Source organism: Falsiroseomonas oleicola, from assembly GCF_019029495.1.
GTDB classification, from domain to species: Bacteria; Pseudomonadota; Alphaproteobacteria; order Acetobacterales; family Acetobacteraceae; genus Falsiroseomonas; species Falsiroseomonas oleicola.
In genome coordinates, this window is record NZ_JAERQM010000007.1 from 167940 (window position 1) to 185398 (window position 17459).

Annotated in this window: 14 protein-coding genes; 7 read left to right on the forward strand and 7 right to left on the reverse strand. The window is 69.3% G+C overall.

Annotated elements, in window-relative coordinates; all coding sequences use genetic code 11:
* Positions 1–4: 4 nt before the first annotated feature.
* From JJQ90_RS21510 to JJQ90_RS21530, 5 genes are all read right to left on the reverse strand, one after another.
* Complete coding sequence (locus tag JJQ90_RS21510; protein WP_216878326.1) at positions 5–1432, reverse strand: ATP-binding protein; 1428 nt, start codon at positions 1430–1432, stop codon at positions 5–7.
* A gap of 52 nt (positions 1433–1484) precedes the next feature.
* Complete coding sequence (locus tag JJQ90_RS27360; protein WP_216878327.1) at positions 1485–1976, reverse strand: BLUF domain-containing protein; 492 nt, start codon at positions 1974–1976, stop codon at positions 1485–1487.
* Positions 1977–2018: 42 nt separating this feature from the next.
* On the reverse strand, positions 2019–3824 hold the full coding sequence (gene mutL, locus JJQ90_RS21520; RefSeq protein ID WP_216878328.1) for a DNA mismatch repair endonuclease MutL: 1806 nt from the start codon (positions 3822–3824) through the stop codon (positions 2019–2021).
* 98 nt (positions 3825–3922) lie between these two features.
* The gene (locus JJQ90_RS21525; RefSeq protein ID WP_216878329.1) at positions 3923–4783 is read right to left on the reverse strand and encodes an isocitrate lyase/PEP mutase family protein; all 861 of its coding nucleotides are present in this window, start codon (positions 4781–4783) and stop codon (positions 3923–3925) included.
* A gap of 233 nt (positions 4784–5016) precedes the next feature.
* The gene (locus JJQ90_RS21530; RefSeq protein ID WP_216878330.1) at positions 5017–6540 is read right to left on the reverse strand and encodes a Do family serine endopeptidase; all 1524 of its coding nucleotides are present in this window, start codon (positions 6538–6540) and stop codon (positions 5017–5019) included.
* A 118-nt stretch (positions 6541–6658) separates the two neighbouring features.
* Between JJQ90_RS21530 and JJQ90_RS21535 the strand changes: the two genes are divergently transcribed.
* Both JJQ90_RS21535 and JJQ90_RS21540 read left to right on the forward strand, forming a co-directional pair.
* Entirely contained in the window at positions 6659–7330 is a 672-nt protein-coding gene (locus JJQ90_RS21535; protein ID WP_216878331.1) for a winged helix-turn-helix domain-containing protein, read from the forward strand.
* Positions 7323–8657 (forward strand): sensor histidine kinase, encoded by a 1335-nt coding sequence (locus tag JJQ90_RS21540; RefSeq protein ID WP_216878332.1) that lies wholly within the window; start codon positions 7323–7325, stop codon positions 8655–8657. The genes JJQ90_RS21535 and JJQ90_RS21540 overlap by 8 nt, the downstream gene beginning before the upstream one ends.
* On the opposite strand, the gene JJQ90_RS21545 is transcribed toward JJQ90_RS21540, so the two are convergent.
* Positions 8643–9545 (reverse strand): LysR substrate-binding domain-containing protein, encoded by a 903-nt coding sequence (locus JJQ90_RS21545; RefSeq protein WP_216878333.1) that lies wholly within the window; start codon positions 9543–9545, stop codon positions 8643–8645. The genes JJQ90_RS21540 and JJQ90_RS21545 overlap by 15 nt on opposite strands.
* 83 nt (positions 9546–9628) lie before the next feature.
* On the opposite strand from JJQ90_RS21545, the gene JJQ90_RS21550 reads away from it, so the two are divergent.
* From JJQ90_RS21550 to JJQ90_RS21570, 5 genes are all read left to right on the forward strand, one after another.
* Positions 9629–11272, forward strand: coding sequence for a hydantoinase B/oxoprolinase family protein (locus tag JJQ90_RS21550; protein ID WP_216878334.1), 1644 nt, complete (start codon positions 9629–9631; stop codon positions 11270–11272).
* Positions 11269–12249, forward strand: a complete 981-nt coding sequence (locus JJQ90_RS21555) for a Bug family tripartite tricarboxylate transporter substrate binding protein (RefSeq protein ID WP_216878335.1) — start codon at positions 11269–11271, stop codon at positions 12247–12249. The genes JJQ90_RS21550 and JJQ90_RS21555 overlap by 4 nt, the downstream gene beginning before the upstream one ends.
* 81 nt (positions 12250–12330) lie before the next feature.
* On the forward strand, positions 12331–14427 hold the full coding sequence (locus tag JJQ90_RS21560) for a hydantoinase/oxoprolinase family protein (protein WP_216878336.1): 2097 nt from the start codon (positions 12331–12333) through the stop codon (positions 14425–14427).
* On the forward strand, positions 14424–15380 hold the full coding sequence (locus JJQ90_RS21565) for a branched-chain amino acid transaminase (protein WP_216878337.1): 957 nt from the start codon (positions 14424–14426) through the stop codon (positions 15378–15380). The genes JJQ90_RS21560 and JJQ90_RS21565 overlap by 4 nt, the downstream gene beginning before the upstream one ends.
* Positions 15377–17041 (forward strand): thiamine pyrophosphate-binding protein, encoded by a 1665-nt coding sequence (locus tag JJQ90_RS21570; RefSeq protein WP_216878338.1) that lies wholly within the window; start codon positions 15377–15379, stop codon positions 17039–17041. Before JJQ90_RS21565 ends, JJQ90_RS21570 begins: the two co-directional genes overlap by 4 nt.
* Here the strand turns inward: JJQ90_RS21570 and JJQ90_RS21575 are convergent.
* Complete coding sequence (locus tag JJQ90_RS21575; RefSeq protein ID WP_268958695.1) at positions 17038–17355, reverse strand: winged helix-turn-helix transcriptional regulator; 318 nt, start codon at positions 17353–17355, stop codon at positions 17038–17040. The genes JJQ90_RS21570 and JJQ90_RS21575 overlap by 4 nt on opposite strands.
* Between the last annotated feature and the right edge of the window lie 104 nt (positions 17356–17459).

Below are 17459 nucleotides of genomic sequence, written 5' to 3' on the forward strand. Positions count from 1 at the left end.
GAAATCACTCCGCGGAAGTTATTTTGTGTCGGCGGACGGTAATTGGCCCTGCATACAAACGAAGTTCGTTCTGGAAAATAAATGGGGAGTGGGTTATTGCAATAAGCTGGCAAAAACTTGGCGAGCGGGCTATGTCGGGTAAGAATTTTTGTTGCCATTCCATCGAAAGTGATAGTTCTGGCTCATCAATCAATACAATAATCTTTTTGTCTGACTCGAGGTATAGGCGTGCAAATGTGCTGACAATTTGTTTTTCGCCAGAAGATAGTGCATCCAAAGGTAACGTCTTGTCTGTGTAAGAGTTGATGACTCGCGCTTCAGCTGAGGTTTTGTCAAAGATAAACCGCTTTTCGCTATCATCCTCACCCCAATAAGAGTTGACAACCTCAATGAAATTTTCAATACGAGCTTCTCGACCTTGAGTGGATGCATATGTTTGCATTAGCTGATTGAGAAAGCTTTTTAGATATATGTTTTCTTCATTATTAATTTCTCCGCTGGTTATTAGGCGCTCAATTCGGTCTTTCATGTCAGCGGTATCGCGACCGAGTCGACCAAGAACAACCTGAAGTGAATTCGGGTCTATTGGACTCGTGTTCTCAACGTTTGTTTTGTAGTGGCCGAATATTAGATCGTCCAGAGTTCTAGCATTTATCGACGAAAACGCCCTCACCGTGGAGCGTCGAATTTCCTCGGCCATTTCAGTCAATTTAGTCTCAACATCTTGAAGCCCAAAATGAATGAGCTGATCTCCAGACCAGTCATTTTTATAGTTTGGTCTCGGTCGCTGGGCTGATGGGCGGTACTGATACTCAGGTAGCGAAGTTTCGATGCGGCGGTATGTTGGAAGATAAAGAACGGTGTAGCCAGCGAGGGCGCGGGCTACCTCAGAAGAGAAAGCCAAAAATTTTTCCCGCTTTCTCTTGAAGCTATTTATTATTTCTTTATCAATGATTCCCGTCAAAACCTCTTTCACATATTGATAAGGAGCGTGATAAATAATTGTCTCCCTAGAAAAATATTTTGTCTTTCGAATATCACTTTCTTCGCCGCTCGCCACGGCGGCGATTAGTTCTTCGGCCTCCAGTCTCGATGGTTCTGGCAAATCAAGTCTCGACCAGCGAGGCGCCTTAAATATTTTATCAAACTCTCTTCGCGGAACGGCGAATTCTTCCCTCTTCTTTGTCCAGGTATTCTCAGAAATCTCAAGATGCAATGAAGAGAATTCAATTGAAATTAAAGCGCTATGGTTTCCGGTTAAAACTGCATGAAGCGCATTCAGCAGCGTTGTTTTTCCTGCGCCGTTCTCGGCCACAAGAATTTGTATGGGGAGATTGGTGTGAAGTTCTATATCCTTGTATCCATTGGCTAGTTCGAGAGAAAATCTCCGAATTGGCGGACTTTGGCTAAATTCTTGGAAATTTTCTGTCATAATTTGGCTCCTTGTCGGAATGAAAAGACAACAATTCGACTTTTTGATTGTGTCAGAATTTAGTGCCCGTCGGATGTCGTCGAGGTATTTCAATATTCATGGGGGTCTGAGTAGCCACCTCCCCCGCCACCCTCTGAAACACCGCCCTGGCCTCCGCCGCCGAGGCCCGTCCCATCGCCCCGTCCCGCACCGCCTCCCGGCTCCACATCCAGCTCCGCGCCGGGTCGTCCAGCATGTCCCAGTCCGGAAACAGCCGGGCCGGCGCGTCGCCCACCCAGATCAGCCCCACCTCCATATGCCGGTCATCCCGCAGGATGCGCCCGAAGGTCGCGGTCACCTTCTCCCGGGGGCCTTCCAGCCATTGCAGAAACAGGTCGGCGCGGCAGACCAGGGCGCCGGTCAGCCCGTCACGCTTATTGTTCCGGCGCGCCGCCATCAGGATGTCGTCCAGCATGTCGCCCGAGAATCCGAAGGGGCGGGAGGCATAGATCAACTGAGTCAGCGGCCCGGCGGTGGGTACCGGTGCGGAGAGGGGGGCGGACATGGACGGAAGCTCCCGGATTCGTTGCGCCGAGCTTACCCAGCTTCACCGCCGCCCGAACAGCTTCTCCAGCTCCGCCTTGCCGAAACGCAGCACCGTCGGCCGCCCATGCGAACAGGTGGCCGCGCGCGGCGTCGCCTCCATCTGGCGCAGCAGCGCCGCCATCTCGGCGCCGGCCAGCCGCCGCCCGGCGCGGATCGAACCATGGCAGGCCAGGCGGGCCACCGCCGCATCCAGCCGCGCCTCCAGCGCCAGCGCCTCATCCATCTCGGCCAGCTCCGCCGCCAGGTCGCGCAGCAGCGGCGCCGGGTCGGGGGCGCCGAGCAAGGCGGGCAAGGCGCGCACGAGGATCGCGCCGGGGCCGCCAAAGCCCTCGATCTCCAGGCCGAGCCGCGCCAGCGCCGGCGCCTGGTCCAGCAGCCGCGCCGCGTCGCCGGCGGGCAGTTCCACCACCGCCGGCAGCAGCAGCGGCTGGGCGCGGACGCCGCCTTCCACAAGCTGCGCGCGCAGCGCCTCATGCGTCAGGCGTTCGTGGGCCGCATGCTGGTCCACCAGCACCAGCGACCCGTCCGGCGCCTCCGCCAGCACATAGGTGTCGAGGATCTGGCCGAGCGGCCGCCCCAGCGGGCCTTCCTCCGCGAAATCGGGCAGGGGTTGCGGCGGCGGCGGCGGGGCGAAGCCGAGCGGCAGGGAAGCGCCGCGCGGCCGCTGCGGCAGCGGCCCGCTCGGCGGGCGCCAGCCGGGGAAGGCGGGGGCGGCCTCGGCGAAACCCTCCAGGCCCGGCGCCTCGGCGGGGCCGCGCATCGGCCAGGGGGCGAGGGCCGGGGTGGTGGCGAGGCCTTCGGGCGCCGCGCCGCTCGCGCCCACGGCCAAGGCGCGGTGCAAGGCGGAAATCATCAGCCCGCGCACCCCCGGCGCATCCCGGAAGCGCAGCTCGGTCTTCATCGGGTGGACGTTCACATCCACCGCCTCCGGCGGCACGTCGAGGAACAGGGCGGCGACGGGGAAGCGCTTGGCCGGCACCATGTCGCGGTAGGCGACGCGCAGCGCCGTGCGCAGCAGCGGGTCCCGCACCGGGCGGCGGTTCACCACCAGGTGCTGCGCCGCGCCCGTGGCCGTGTGATGCGTCGGCAGGCCGGCGAGGCCGGTCAGCGCCACGCCATCGCGCAGCGCCTCCAGCGGCACCGCCGCCCCGGCGAAATCGGCGCCGAGCAAGGCGGCGATGCGGCCCTCGCGTGTGGCGGGCGGCAGGTCGAGCACCTTGCGACCCTCCACCTCCACCCGGAAGGCGACCTCCGGCCAGGCCATGGCGAGGCGCCGCACCGCCTCCACCGCCTGTTCGGCCTCATGGCGCGGGGTGCGGAGGAAGGCGCGGCGGGCCGGGGTGGCGAAGAACAGGTCGCGCACCTCGACGCGCGTGCCCGGCGCGCCGGCCGCCGGCCCCACGGCGGATTTGCGCCCGCCCTCCACGCTGATGGCATGCGCGGTGCCGTCCACAAGCCGGGAGGTGAGGGTGAGGCGGGAGACCGCGCCGATGGAGGGCAGCGCCTCCCCCCGGAAGCCCAGGGTCGCGATGCGGAACAGCATCGCTTCCTCGGCGAGCTTGGAGGTGGCGTGGCGTTCGAGGGCGAGGGACAGGTCCTCGGCGCCCATGCCATGGCCGTCATCCTCCACCAGGATGCGGCCGATGCCGCCTTCCTCCAGGGATACGGCGATGCGGCGGGCGCCGGCATCCAGCGCGTTCTCCACCAGCTCCTTCACCGCGGCGGCCGGGCGCTCGACCACCTCGCCGGCCGCGATGCGGTTGGAGGTGGTCTCGGAGAGAAGGCGAATCCGGGGCGCGGGGGCCATGCGGAGGATGTGCGGCGGCGGCGCTGGGATGTCCAGCGCCCTCGATTCTGGTTCGCGTGATTCAGACTTTTCGGCGATTCCGCCTCAAGTCATCACGCTCAGCCGCCGAGGAAATCCCGGATCGCCGAATCATAGTCGCCATCGCGCTGCCAGCGCTTGGTCGTGGCGGCATCGGGCAGGCCCGCCAGGTCCGTCGGCGCGGTGCCGTCCCGCAGCGCCTTCAGCGTGGCATGCACCGCCTGCATCGCCGCCGGGAAGGTGGCATGGCCCTGCAGCGCCACGCGGGCGCCGTGCTGCGCCAGGGTCGCGGCACCGCCAATCCCCGCCTTGGCGCTGCCCACCAGGATCGGCAGGCCGGTCGCCGCCCGCAATGCGTCGAGCTGGGCGAGGTCAGTGAGGCCGGTCACGAAGATGCCGTCCGCCCCGGCCTTGGCATAGGCTGTGGCCCGGGCCACCGCATCCTCCGTGCTGGTGACCGAGAGGGCGGAGGTGCGGGCGATGATGACGAGCGACGGATCACTCCGCGCCGCCAGCGCCGCGCGGATCTTGCCGAGGCCTTCCTCCGGCGACAGCAGCGCGGTCTTCTCCGGCCCATAGGGGCGGGGCAGCAGCGTGTCCTCGATGGTCAGGGCAGCGACACCGGCCGTCTCCAGCTCCTCCACCGTCCGCATGACGGAGAGGGCATTGCCATAGCCGTGGTCGGCATCGACCAGCAGCGGCGGGGCGCCGGCCCGGGTGATGCGGCGGATGAGGTCGGCGAATTCGGTCAGCGTCAGGATGATATGGTCCGGCGCGCCGAGCACGGCGAGCGAGGCGACGGAGCCGCCGAGGATCGCCGTCTCGAAGCCCAGATCGGCGGCGATGCGGCCGGAAATGGCATCGAAGACGCTGGCCGGATGCACGCAGGCCGCGCCTTCCAGCACCGCCCGGAAGGCCTTTCGCCGTTCTGTCGCCGTCATTCCCTGGGTCCCCCGGTCGTTTCCGGGGGAAGGGTAGCGCGTCGCCGGGTGGCTGACAGCCCACCCGGCGGCGCCTTTCCACCCGGCCGCGCCAATGGGGGGCGCGCCGGCCGGGCAGGTCACACGAGCGGGCCGGTCTCTTGGCCGGCCCGAGCGGCCGAACGGCCGCCGCCGCCTATGCGGCGAGCCAAGCCGCCGGAGGCGGCGCCCGGCGCTTGAGGGCGGCCCTGCTATTATCCCTCGCCGGCCAGCGGCAGGGCGACGAAGGCGCCGCCACCTTCCCGCGAGAGCTGGAGCGCGATGGCCGGGCGTCCCTCGCGCCGGGCGGCGGCCACCGCCTCCGCCACGTCATTCGGGCTGCGGACCTCGCGGTCGCCGGCGCGCAGGATGATGTCGCCGGGCCGCATGCCGCGCGTCGCCGCGACGCTGCCCGGCACCACCGATGCCACCCGCGCGCCCTGGGCCGCATCCTGCGCCTGGCCCTTGCCGCGCGGGGCATTGGCGGGCGCGAGCTCCAGGCCCAGCGTGCCGGGCCGCGTCGCCGCATCCGGCCGCGCCTCCGCCTGCTGCTGCGCCGGGGGCTCGCGCTGGCCGAGCGTCACCGCCTGTTCCATCCGCGCGCCGTCCCGCAGCACGGCCAGGGTGGCGCGGCTGTCGGGGGCCATCTCGGCCACCGCCAAAGCCAGGTCGCGCGGGGTCGCGACCTCCCGCCCCTCCAGCCCGATCACCACGTCGCCGGGGCGCAGGCCGGCGCGGGCGGCGGGGCTGTCCGGCTCGACATTCGCCACCAGGGCGCCACGCGGATTGGGCAGGCGCAGGGCCTGGGCCATCTCCTCGTTGATCGGCTGCATCGCCACCCCGAGCCAACCGCGGGAGACGGTGCCGTCGCGCTTCAGATCCTCGATCACATGCCGCGCCATGCGGGCCGGCACGGCGAAGCCGATGCCGACATTGCCGCCGCCGCCAGGGGCGTAGATGGCGGTGTTGATGCCCACCACCTCGCCATTGCCGTTGAACAGCGGGCCACCGGAATTACCCGGATTGATCGGCGCATCGGTCTGGATGAAGTCGTCATAGGGGCCGGCGCCGATCTGCCGCCCGCGGGCGGAGACGATGCCGGCGGTCACCGATCCGCCGAGGCCGAAGGGATTGCCCATGGCCACCACCCAGTCGCCGACGCGCAGCGTGTCGCTGTCGCCCCATGTCAGCGTCGCCAGCGGGCCGCCGGCCTCCACCTTCAGCAGCGCCAGGTCGGTCTGCTGGTCGCGGCCGACCACGCGGGCCGGCAGGTCGCGGCCATCGGCGAGTTCCACCCGCACCTGCGCCGCATCGCCCACCACATGGTTGTTGGTGACGATATAGCCCTCCGCATCGATCACGAAGCCGCTGCCCTGGCCCATCCGGGCGCGGCCCTGGGGGGCGCCCGGGCGGGGCTGGCCACGGCGGAAGAAGGGCTCCAGCGGCGAGCCGCGCAGCTCCGGCGGCACCTGGGCCTGGGCGGCGGCCGGCGCCTCCCCGGTCACGGTCACGCGCACCACGGCGGGGGCGACGCGGGCGGCGAGGTCGCCGAAGCCCGCGGGGCCGGCCTGGCGCGGCAGGGTGATGGCGGCGCCCGGCTGGGCCGGCACCGTCTCCGCCTGGCCGGAGAAGGGCAGGGTGGTCAGGGCCGTGGTGCCCAGGGCGAGCGCCAGCAGCCCGGCGGCGAAAAGCTTGCGCACCGGCTTGCGCGGGGTGGTGGTCTCGGGGGAGTTGCTCATTGCTGGCGTCCTTGTCTAGCGGCATGCCATCCGGGATGGCCCAATGCGGTATCTGGGGCGCCAGCCTCACAGCCGCTTCGCGGCCAGTCTACGATTTCGTAAGGTTGAGGAGGCCCGCTTGCGCATCCTGCTGGTCGAGGACGATGCCGGCACGGCGGCGGAGGTGGCGCGCGGCCTGAGCGGGGCCGGGCATCTGGTGAACCATGTGGCGGACGGCAAGGCCGGGCTGATGGAGGCGATCGGCGGCGGCTATGACGTGCTGGTGGTGGACCGGATGCTCCCCGGCCTGGATGGCCTCGGCCTGATCCGCGCCCTGCGCGCCGCCGGGGTGGCGACGCCGGCCTTGATGCTGACCGCCCGCGCCGGACTCGGCGACCGGGTGGAGGGGCTGGATTCCGGCGCCGACGACTACCTGGCCAAGCCCTTCGCCTTTTCCGAGCTGCTGGCGCGGGTGCATGCGCTGGGCCGCCGCCCCGCCCTGCATGCCGAGCCCAGCGTCTTGCGCCTGGCCGACCTGGAGATGGACCTGCTGCGCCGCAGCGTCACCCGCGCCGGCCAGCGCATCGACCTGCAGCCCCGCGAATTCCGCCTGCTGGAGGTGCTGCTGCGCCAGGCCGGGCGGGTGGTGACGCGCAACATGCTGCTGGAACAGGTCTGGGAAATCCATTTCGACCCGCGCACCAGCGTGGTGGAGACGCATATCAGCCGGCTGCGCGCCAAGCTGGGCGAACCCAGCCTGATCCACACCCTGCGCGGTTCCGGCTATGTGGCGCGAGCGCCCGATGCGTGAAGAGGCGCCGGCGCGCTGGTGGGCCACCACCGGCTTCCGCATCACGCTGCTGCATCTGGCGCTGACCCTGGCGGGCACGGCGCTGCTGGCCGGCATCGGCTTCTTCACCGCCTCCCGCTTCGCGACGCAGCAGATCCAGGCGGAGATCGAGCGCGATGTCGGCGTGCTGCTGAATGCCGGGCGGCTCGGCGGCGTGACCTCCCTCGCTTTGTCGATCGAGGCGCGGATCGCCGCGGATCGCAGCGGCACGCAGTATTTCCTGCTGACAGGGCCGGGGGCCGGGCGCATCGCCGGCAACCTGGCGGAGGCGCCGCTGCGGCCCGGCTGGGCGAGCATGGCGCTGGATGCCGCGCAGGCCGAAAGCGCGCTGCTCGCCTATGGCACGCCGCTGCCGGCCGGGCATTTCCTGCTGGTCGGCCGCGACCTCGGCCCGGTGCAGGCGCTGGAGGCGCAGTTGCTGGCCAGCGCCGGCTGGGTCGGCGGCGCGGCGCTGCTGCTGGCGCTGGGTGGTGGGCTGGTGGTGGGGCGCAGCGTGGTGCGCCGCGCTGCCCAGATGGAGCGCGCCCTGGCGGAGGTGGAGGCCGGGCGGCTGGACACCCGCCTTCTCACCCGCCCCGGCGGCGACGAATTCGACCGGCTGGCGCGGCGGGTGAATGCGACGCTGGACCGCCTGCAGGGCACCATGGCGGCGCTGCGCCAGGTGACGGACGACATCGCCCACGACCTGCGCACCCCCCTGACCCGGCTGCGCGGCCGGCTGGAATCCCTGGCCGAGGCGACGCCGGAGGCCGAGGCTGCGGTGGCGGAATGCGACCGCATCCTGGAGGTCTTCGCCGCGCTGCTGCGCATCGCCCAGGTCGAAAGCGGCGCCCGCCGTGCCGCCTTCGCCGAGGTGAACCTGACCCAGGTGATGGAGACGGTGGCGGAGCTCTATGGCAGCGCGGCCGCCGAGCGAGGCCAGACGCTCGCCACCGACCTCGCCCCTGGCGTGACCTTCCGGGGGGACCGGGATCTGCTGACGCAGATGCTGGCCAATCTGGTGGAGAACGCCATCCGCCATGGGCGGGAGGGTGGCCTTGTGTCGCTTGCGCTGCGGCCGGGGCCGGAGATCACCGTGGCGGATGACGGGCCGGGCATTCCGGCGGCCGACAAGCCCCTGGTCTTCCGCCGCTTCCACCGGCTGGACCAGGCGCGTGCCACGCCGGGGGCCGGGCTGGGCCTGGCGCTGGTGGCGGCAGTGGCGGAACTGCATGGGCTGACGGTGACGCTGGAGGATGCGGGGGGTGGCCCGATGCCGGGGCTGCGCGTGCGGCTAAACGCGGGCTGACTCTCCCATCGCGGCGTTCAGCCATTCGCAAAACGCCTGCACGGTGGAGCGGCGGGCGGCCATTTCGGTCATCACCAGGTGGTAGCCGGTGCCGTCATCCAGCGCCTGCGGGAAGGGCCGCACCAGCCGCCCCGAAGCCAGCGCATCCGCCACCAGCACGCGCCAGCCCACCGCGATGCCCTGGCGGGCCTCGGCCGCGGCCAGGGTCAGGGCGGTTTCGTCGAAGCGGGGGCCGGCCGTCGCCAAGGCCGGGTCCAGACCGGCGGCGATCGCCCAGTCCCGCCAATGCGGCCGTTCCGCGTAATGCAGCAGGGTGGCGCGGGCCAAAACCTCCGACGGGGGCAGGCCCTCGGGCAGGTAGCCCGGGGCGCAGACCGGAAACAGCACCTCCTTCGTCAGCGGCTGCACCACATGGCCGGGCCAATCGCCATCGCCCGCGCGGATCGCCACATCCACATCGGCGCCGTGCAACTGCGCGAAATAGCGATGCGTCTCCAGCCGCAGGGCGATCCAGGGATGGGCGCGGGCGAAATCGGCGATGCGCGGGGCCAGCACCCGCATGGCGAAGGTGCGCGCGGCATTCACCACCAGGGTGGTGCGGCTGCGCGGCTGGCCGATGCGGAACAGCCCGGCCTCCAACTGCTCCAGCCCCCGCCGCACGTAATCCGCCAGCAGGTCCCCGGCCTCGGTGAGTTTCAACCCGCGCGGGCCGCGCTTGAACAGGGTTTCGGCCAATTGGCCCTCCAGCGACTTGATCTGCCGGCTGATGGCGCCCTGGGTCACGCCCAGCTCCTCCGCCGCACGGGCCATGTTGAGGTGGCGTGCGGCGGCATCGAAGGCGCGCAGCGCCTGGAGGGGGAGGGCGGATACGCCTTGAGGCAGGCTCATGGCGGAACACCTTAAACACGCGCTACCGGCAGGGCCAGGGTGGGGGCACCCTGCGGCGAACCCTCCGGGAGTCCTCCGCCCCCATGTCCGCCCGCTTCGATCCCGTCACGCTGCAGATCCTCTGGAGCCGGCTGATCTCGATCGCCGATGAGGCGGCGGCGGCGCTGCTGCGCACCTCCTTCTCCACCATCGTTCGCGAATCCAACGATTTCGCCACCGTGCTGATGGATGCGGAGGGCAACAGCCTGGCGGAGAACTCCATCGGCATCCCGAGTTTTGTCGGCCTGCTGCCGCGCACGCTCAAGCACATGCTGGCCGAATATCCGCTGGAGGAGCTGCGGCCGGGGGACGTGCTGATGACCAATGATCCCTGGATGGGGACCGGGCATCTGCTGGACATCACCACGGCCATGCCGGTGTTTCATCAAGGCAAGCTGGTGGCTTTTGCGGGCGCGACCTCGCACATGCCGGATATCGGCGGCACGCTGTGGTCGGCCGATTGCACGGAGGTCTTCGAGGAAGGCCTTCGTATCCCGCCGACGAAATTCCTGGTCGAGGGCCAGGAGAACCGGGAGGTGGTGCGCTTCATCCGCGGCAATGTGCGCGTGCCCGACCAGGTGATGGGCGACATCCAGGCGCAGATCACGGCCATCACCGTCTGCGCCCGGCGGGTGGTGGAATTCCTCGGGGATACCGGCCTCGCCGATCTGACGGCGCTGTCCGCCACCCTGCAGGCGCGTGCCGATGCGGCGATGCGCCAGGCGATCGCGGCGCTGCCGGACGGCACCTGGCACGGCACTGTCTTCGCCGATGGCTATGAGGAGGCGGAGACGCGCATCCAATGCGCGGTGACCATCGCCGGCGACAGCCTCAGCGTGGACTATGCCGGCACCTCCCCGCAGATCGCGCGCGGGCTGAACAGCGTGATGAACTACACCTACGCCTATACCGTCTATCCGCTGAAATGCGCGCTGGACCCGATGACGCCGCGCAATGAGGGCAGCTACCGCGCCATCGGCGTGACGGCGCCGGAAGGCAGCATCCTGAACCCGCGCTGGCCGGCGGCGGTGAATGCGCGGCACCTGACCGGGCTGTTCCTGTCCGGCGCGCTTTACAAATGCCTGGCGCAGATCGCACCGCAGCTGGTGGTGGCGGACAGCGCCTCCCCGGCGCCGCGTCCCGTCACCACGGGGCTGGATAGGCGGGGAGAGCGGTTCAGCCAGGTGCTGTTCGGCAGCGGCGGCATGGGCGCGACGCAGGGGCGCGACGGGCTGAACACCACGGCCTTCCCGACCAATAGCGGCTCCGGCTCCATCGAGGCCTTCGAGGCCTCCGCCCCCATCCTGGTCTGGCGCAAGGACCTGCTGCCGGACAGCGGCGGTCCCGGCCAGTTCCGCGGCGGGCTGGGCCAGGAGATCGAGCTGGAGGTGATGACCGACCAGCCGGTGCGGCTTTCCATGGTCTCCGACCGTATGAAGCATCCGGCCGGCGGGCTGGATGGCGGCGGGGCGGGGGCGCCGGCGCTGGTGCAGCTGCAGGATGGCCGCAAGCCGCATCCGAAATCGCGCAGCATGCTGGCGCCGGGGGATCGGCTGACCCTGCATCTGGGCGGTGGCGGCGGCTATGGCGACCCGGCGGCGCGGGACCCGATGGCGCTGCAGCGGGACATCGCGGATGGTTACGTCACGCCCGAGGGGGCGCAACGCGACTACCGGAGGAAACAATGACCCATAAGATCACCCGCCGCGCATTGGCGGCGGCGATGGCGGCTGTCCCATTCGCGGCGGGCGCCCAGGCGCCCTGGCCGACCCGGCCGTTGCGCATGATCGTGCCCTTCGCGCCAGGGGGCGGTTCCGACACGCTGGGCCGGCTGCTGGCGACGCCGCTGGGCGCGGAGCTGGGCCAGCCGGTGGTGGTGGAGAACCGCGCCGGCGCCGGCAGCCAGATCGGCGCGGAGGCGGTGATGCGCAGCCCGCCGGATGGGCTGACCCTGCTGCTGGGCGACACGCCGCTGGCGACGATCCCGGCGGTGCAGGCGGCGACCGGCCAGCCGGTGGCCTTCGACACCGGGCGCGATTTCACCGCCATTGCCACGCTGGGCGTCGCCCCGGCGCTGCTGGTGGTCGCCAGCAGCTCCCCCTTTCGCACGACGCGCGATCTGCTGGAAGCGGCGCGGGCGCGGCCGGAGGCGGTGAACGTGGCTTCCGGCGGCACCGCCACCAGCACGCATCTGATGATCGAGCTGTTGCAGATGCGCAGCGGCGTGAAGGTGACGCATGTGCCCTATCGCGGCACCGGCGCGGCGCTGCCGGATGTGCTGAACGGCACGGTGCAGGCGATGATCCAGGCGATGGCCACGGCCGCGCCGCTGGTGGCCTCCGGGCAGATGCGGGTGATTGGCGTGGCGGCGGAACAGCGCCTGCCGGCGATGCCGGATGTGCCGACGCTGCGCGAACAGGGCGTGGACCTGGTGGCCGGCTTCTGGTGGGGCGTGCTCGGCCCGGCCGGCATCCCGGCCCCGATCGTGGCGCGGCTGCGGGAGGCGATCGACAAGTCGATGGCGACGGAAGCGGTGCAGGCACGGCTGCCGGCGCTGGGGCTGGAACGCCTGCAGCTCGGCCCGGACGCGTTTCGGACGATGCTGGTGAGCGAGACGGCGCGCTGGCGCGAGGTGGTGACGACGGCGGGGATCAAGCCTGAATGAGCGTGAGCTGCGGGATGTGCGACGTGCAGCCGGTGCGCTTCGCACCGGCTGGGCGGCAGGCGGGCGCATGAGGGAAGTGGAATGACGGATGCTGCGCGCCCTTACCGCATCGGGGTCGATGTTGGAGGCACCTTCACCGATTTCGTGCTGGTGGATGATGCCACCGGCCGCGTGCTGACCGGCAAGCGGCTGACCACGCCGGACGATCCCGGCCGCGCCATCCTGGAAGGCATCACCCGCATTCTATCCGAAGCGGGCGCTTCCATCGGTGATGTGCGCCAGGTGGTGCATGGCACGACGCTGGTGACCAATACGGTCATCGAGCGCAAGGGCGCGCGCATCGGCCTGGTCACCACGCGCGGCTTCCGCGACAGCCTCGAGATGGGGCGGGAGATGCGCTACGATCTCTACGACCTGTTCCTCGACAAGCCGGAGCCACTGGTGCCGCGCCCGCGCCGCCATGCGGTGACGCAGCGCCACGATGCGCAGGGACGGGAACTGGTGGCGCTGGTGGAATCGGAGGTGCGCGACGCCGCGCGCGCCCTGCGCGCCGATGGGGTGGAGGCGGTGGCGGTGTGCCTGCTGCACAGCTATCGCGACCCGTCGCATGAACGGCGCGTCGGCGCGATCCTGGCGGAGGAAATGCCGGGCGTGCCCGTCACGCTTTCCTCTGATGTGGCGCCGGAGATTCGCGAATACGAGCGCGCGAATACCGCCTGTGTGAACGCCTATGTGCTGCCGCTGATGGACCGCTATCTGGCGAGCCTGGAGGCGGAGCTGCGGCAGCGTGGGCTTGGCGGGCCGCTGCATCTGATGCTCTCGGCGGGCGGCATCGCCTCCGTGGGTTACGCGCGCGCCAACCCCGTGCAGCTGATCGAAAGCGGCCCTGCTGCCGGCGCCACCGCCGCCATGCATTACGGCCGCATCGCCGGCGTCGCCGACATGATCTCCTTCGACATGGGCGGCACAACCGCCAAGATGTGCCTGATCGAGAAGGGGGAGGCGGAGCATGCCTCGACCTTCGAGGCGGCGCGGGTGCGGCGTTTCCGTAAGGGGTCCGGGCTGCCGCTGAAGGTGCCGGTGATCGACCTGATCGAGATCGGCGCTGGCGGCGGCTCCATCGCCCATGTGAATGCGATGGGGTTGCTGAATGTGGGGCCGGAGAGCGCGGGCTCCGTGCCCGGTCCGGTCTGCTACAGGCGCGGCGGCACGCAGCCGACGGTGACGGATGCGGACCTGCTGCTGGGCTATCTCTCGCCCGAGTATTTTCTCGGCGGCGAAATGGCGCTGGACCGCGCGGCGGTGGAAGGCGCGATGCAGGCGCATCTCGGCCGGAAGCTCGGCATGACGGCGCTGGAAGTGGCGGCGGGCATCCACAGCATCGTCAACGAGAACATGGCCGCCGCCACGCGGATGTATGTGGCGGAGAAGGGGCGCGATCCGCGCCGCTACGCCATGCTCGCCTTCGGCGGCGCCGGTCCCGTGCATGCCTATGGATTGGCGAAACTGCTGAAACTGTCACGGGTGATCGTGCCGCAGGGCGCGGGTGTCGCCTCCGCATTGGGCTTCCTCGTTGCCGCGCCGGCGATCGACCTGGTGCGGTCCGGTGTGCAGCGGCTGACGGCCGTGGATTGGGACGGCGTGGCCCAAAAGTTTGTGGAGATGGAAGCGGAGGCGCGCGCGATGCTGCTGGATGCCGGCGCCGCGCCCGGCGACGTGCAGTTCCGCCGCAGCGTCGACATGCGCTATGCTGGCCAGGGCTTCGACATCAGCGTGCCGATCCCCGAGGCGGCGGATGCCGCGACCGTGGAAGCCGCCTTCCGCGACACCTACTTTGGGCTGTTCGACCGCCGCATCACCGGTGTGGCGATGGAAGTGCTCTCCTGGCGCCTGCACGCCACCGCCAGCCGCCCCAAGGTGCCGGAGAGCTTCACGTCACCGCCGGGCGAGGGTGCCGCGCTGAAGGGCCATCGCGACGTGTGGTTCGCGGAGACGGGCCTCGCCCCCTGCGCCGTCTATGACCGCTACCGCCTGCCCGTGGGCCAGCGCATCGCCGGCCCTGCCGTGGTGGAGGAACGCGAATCCACCGTCGTGCTCGGCCCCGACGCGCATGTGACCCGCGACATCCACGGCAATCTGCTGATCGACATCACCTATCCGGAGGATACAACCCCATGAGCAAGACGGCGGATTACGCCTGGCTCGACGGCAAGCTGGTGCCCTGGGCCAATGCCACCATGCACATCTCCACCGAATGCGTGCTGCGCGGGGAGAATGTGTTCGAGGGCATCCGTGCCTATTGGAACGAGGAGCAGCAGGAGCTTTTCACCTTCCGTCACGCCGACCACATCGCCCGGCTGCGCCAGGGCGCGCGAATCATGCGCATGACGATTCCGTATTCCGATGCGGAGATCGAGGCGGCGAGCCTGGAACTCATCCGCGCCTGCAACTACCGGGAGACGATCCACTACCGCCCCGTGGTCTACTTCGCCGAGGGCGAGCTGACGCATTACCTGCCCAGCGAAATCCGCACCGGCTTCTTCATCCTCGCCTTCTCCATGCCGTCCAAGAAGGTGCAGGAGACCGGCGTGAAAAGCGCCATCAGCACCTGGCGCCGCAACAGCGACCTGGCCTCCCCGTCGCGCATCAAGTCCGGCGCGAACTACCACAACTCGCGCCTCGCCTATATCGAGGCGCGGATGAACGGCATGGGCCCGCCGGTGATGCTGAACGCCGCCGGCAAGGTGGCGGAAGGCCCCGGCGCCTGCGTGATGATCGTCCGGCACGGCAAGCTCATCACGCCGCCTGTGACCGCCGACATCCTCGAATCCATCACGCGCGAGACTCTGATGGAGCTGGCGCGGGAGGAGCTTGGCATGGAGGTTGTGGAGCGCGATGTCGACCGCTCCGAGCTCTACGTCGCCGACGAGGCTTTCTTCTGCGGCAGCGGCGCGGAGGTGCTGCCGATGGTCTCGATCGACCACTACGACATCGGCGACGGCACGCCGGGCGAGGTCACCCGCAGACTGCAGACGCTCTACAACGATGCGGTGCGCGGTCGCCTCGAAAAATACCGGCACTGGCTGACGCCGGTCTGGCGCGGCAATGCGACGAAGGCGGCCGCGGAATGACGCGCAGCGTTGGAAGGCTGGTCGCCGAAAGCCTCGCCGCGCATGGCGTGGATTTGTTGTTCTGCGTGCCGGGCGAGAGTTTTCTCGGGCTGACGGATGCGCTGGTGGATGTGCCGGCGCTGAAACTCGTCGTCTGCCGGCATGAAGGCGGCGCGGCCTATATGGCCGCCGCCGATGGCCGCATGCGCGCCGGGCGCGCGGGCGTCTGCATGGTCTCGCGCGGCCCGGGCGTCTCCAACGCCATGATCGGCCTGCACACGGCCTTTCACGACGCCATCCCTATGGTGCTTTTGATCGGCCAGGTGGAACGCCGCGACCGTGGCCGCGGCGCTCTTCAGGAGCAGAATTACGAAAAGTACCTGGCGGATACGGTGAAGGCCGTGATCCCGGTGGACATGGCATCGCAGGCCAGCGAGGCCATCGCCCGTGCCTTCCACCTCGCCGAATCCGGCACGCCCGGCCCTGTGGCGGTGGTGCTGCCGGAGGATGTGCTGGACGACGACGCCAGCGAAATCCCACTCGCAAAACCCCGCATCCGCGCCACCCCCGGCCCGGCACCCTCACAGGTGGAGGAATTGGCAAAACGCCTGGCCGCCGCGCAGCGCCCGGTGGTGCTGGTCGGTGGCGCCATGGATGGCCCGCCGGAGGCGCTGGCCGCGCTGAAGCGCCTGGCCGAGGAATGGTCGCTGCCCGTCGCGCCGACGCATCGCCGCCCGCATCTGTTCGACAGCCACCACCCCAACTATGCCGGCTATATCGGCAACCGCGTGCAGCCGCCGCTGATGGCGGCGCTGCGGGAGGCGGACCTGCTGGTGGCGCTGGGCGAGCGGATGACCGATGTGGTCAGCCAGTCCTACACCTGGCCCACGGCGCCCGATCCGCAGATCCCGCTGGTGCATGTCTGGCCCGATCCCTCGGAGCTCAACCGCGTTTTCCGCGCCGACCTGCCCATGGCCTGTGACCCGGCCTTGCTGGTGGAGGCGCTGCTCGCCCGCAAGACTCCGCCGACGCCCCCCGGCCGCGCCGCCTGGATCGCCCGGCTGCACGGCTTGCACCGCGACCTGACCGCGCCGCGCCACGAACCGGCGCCGGACGGCGTGAATTTCTCCGCCGTCTGCATCGCCGTGGCGGCGCGGATGACGGCGGATGCTGTGCTGACCACGGATGCCGGCAATTTCACGAGTTTCGTGCACCGCCACATCCCGTTCCGCCCGGGCCAGATGTTCCTGGGCTCCGCCGTCGGCGGCATGGGCGCCGGGATGCCGATGGCGGTCGCGGCCAGCATCCGGCATCCGGGGCGGCAGGTGATTGCCGTCACGGGCGATGGCGGCGCGCTGATGACCGGCAACGAGATCGCCACGGCCATGCGCCACGGCGCCGCGCCGGTGCTGCTGATCTCCGACAACCGCACCTATGGCTCGATCGGCATGCACCACGCCAATCGCTATCCGGGCCGCAATTTTTCAAGCGCGGCGGATCTGGTGAATCCGGACTTCGCTGCCTGGGGCCGGGCCTTCGGGGCGGAGGGATTCACCATCGCCACGGAGGACGACATCGCACCGGTGCTCGACGCCGCCCTGGCGCCGCGCCGGGTGCCGGCGGTGGTGCATGTGCACGCCTCCGCGCTCCAGGTCACGGCCTGGAAGCGGCTGAAGGGCTAGGCGGGCGCAGGCTGGGCGGGCCGTCGGGCCGCCCAGTCCAGCAGCGCGTCCAGCACGGGGCACAGCGCTTCCCCCCAGGCTGTCAGCGCATAGTCCACCCGTGGCGGCACCTGGGCGTGCAGGGTGCGGGTGACGAGCCCGTCACGCTCCAGCTCCCGCAGATGCTGGGTCAGCATCTTCTGCGACACGGCGGGAATCGCCCGCTCCAATTCGGAGAAACGCAGCACGCCGCCGCCGAAGAGCTGGAACAGGATTTCCATCTTCCAGCGCCCGTCCAGCAGGCGCAGCGCGGCGTCCACCCCGGCGGCGGCCATTTCGGGGGTCACATCCGCCAGCTTACCCGTGGGTGAGTAGCTGACCTTCCGGTCGGTTCTGGCCATGCGGCAGCCTACCGCGCATCTCCATGGCCAGCCAATCA

Bases quoted from the DNA above. Each gene is read 5' to 3' on its own strand.
- JJQ90_RS21510 (WP_216878326.1), bottom strand. From the start codon at position 1,432: ATGACAGAAAATTTCCAAGAATTTAGCCAAAGTCCGCCAATTCGGAGA.
- JJQ90_RS27360 (WP_216878327.1), bottom strand. From the start codon at position 1,976: ATGTCCGCCCCCCTCTCCGCACCGGTACCCACCGCCGGGCCGCTGACT.
- mutL (WP_216878328.1), bottom strand. From the start codon at position 3,824: ATGGCCCCCGCGCCCCGGATTCGCCTTCTCTCCGAGACCACCTCCAAC.
- JJQ90_RS21525 (WP_216878329.1), bottom strand. From the start codon at position 4,783: ATGACGGCGACAGAACGGCGAAAGGCCTTCCGGGCGGTGCTGGAAGGC.
- JJQ90_RS21530 (WP_216878330.1), bottom strand. From the start codon at position 6,540: ATGAGCAACTCCCCCGAGACCACCACCCCGCGCAAGCCGGTGCGCAAG.
- JJQ90_RS21540 (WP_216878332.1), top strand. From the start codon at position 7,323: ATGCGTGAAGAGGCGCCGGCGCGCTGGTGGGCCACCACCGGCTTCCGC.
- JJQ90_RS21545 (WP_216878333.1), bottom strand. From the start codon at position 9,545: ATGAGCCTGCCTCAAGGCGTATCCGCCCTCCCCCTCCAGGCGCTGCGC.
- JJQ90_RS21550 (WP_216878334.1), top strand. From the start codon at position 9,629: ATGTCCGCCCGCTTCGATCCCGTCACGCTGCAGATCCTCTGGAGCCGG.
- JJQ90_RS21555 (WP_216878335.1), top strand. From the start codon at position 11,269: ATGACCCATAAGATCACCCGCCGCGCATTGGCGGCGGCGATGGCGGCT.
- JJQ90_RS21560 (WP_216878336.1), top strand. From the start codon at position 12,331: ATGACGGATGCTGCGCGCCCTTACCGCATCGGGGTCGATGTTGGAGGC.
- JJQ90_RS21565 (WP_216878337.1), top strand. From the start codon at position 14,424: ATGAGCAAGACGGCGGATTACGCCTGGCTCGACGGCAAGCTGGTGCCC.
- JJQ90_RS21570 (WP_216878338.1), top strand. From the start codon at position 15,377: ATGACGCGCAGCGTTGGAAGGCTGGTCGCCGAAAGCCTCGCCGCGCAT.
- JJQ90_RS21575 (WP_268958695.1), bottom strand. From the start codon at position 17,355: ATGGCCGCCGCCGGGGTGGACGCCGCGCTGCGCCTGCTGGACGGGCGC.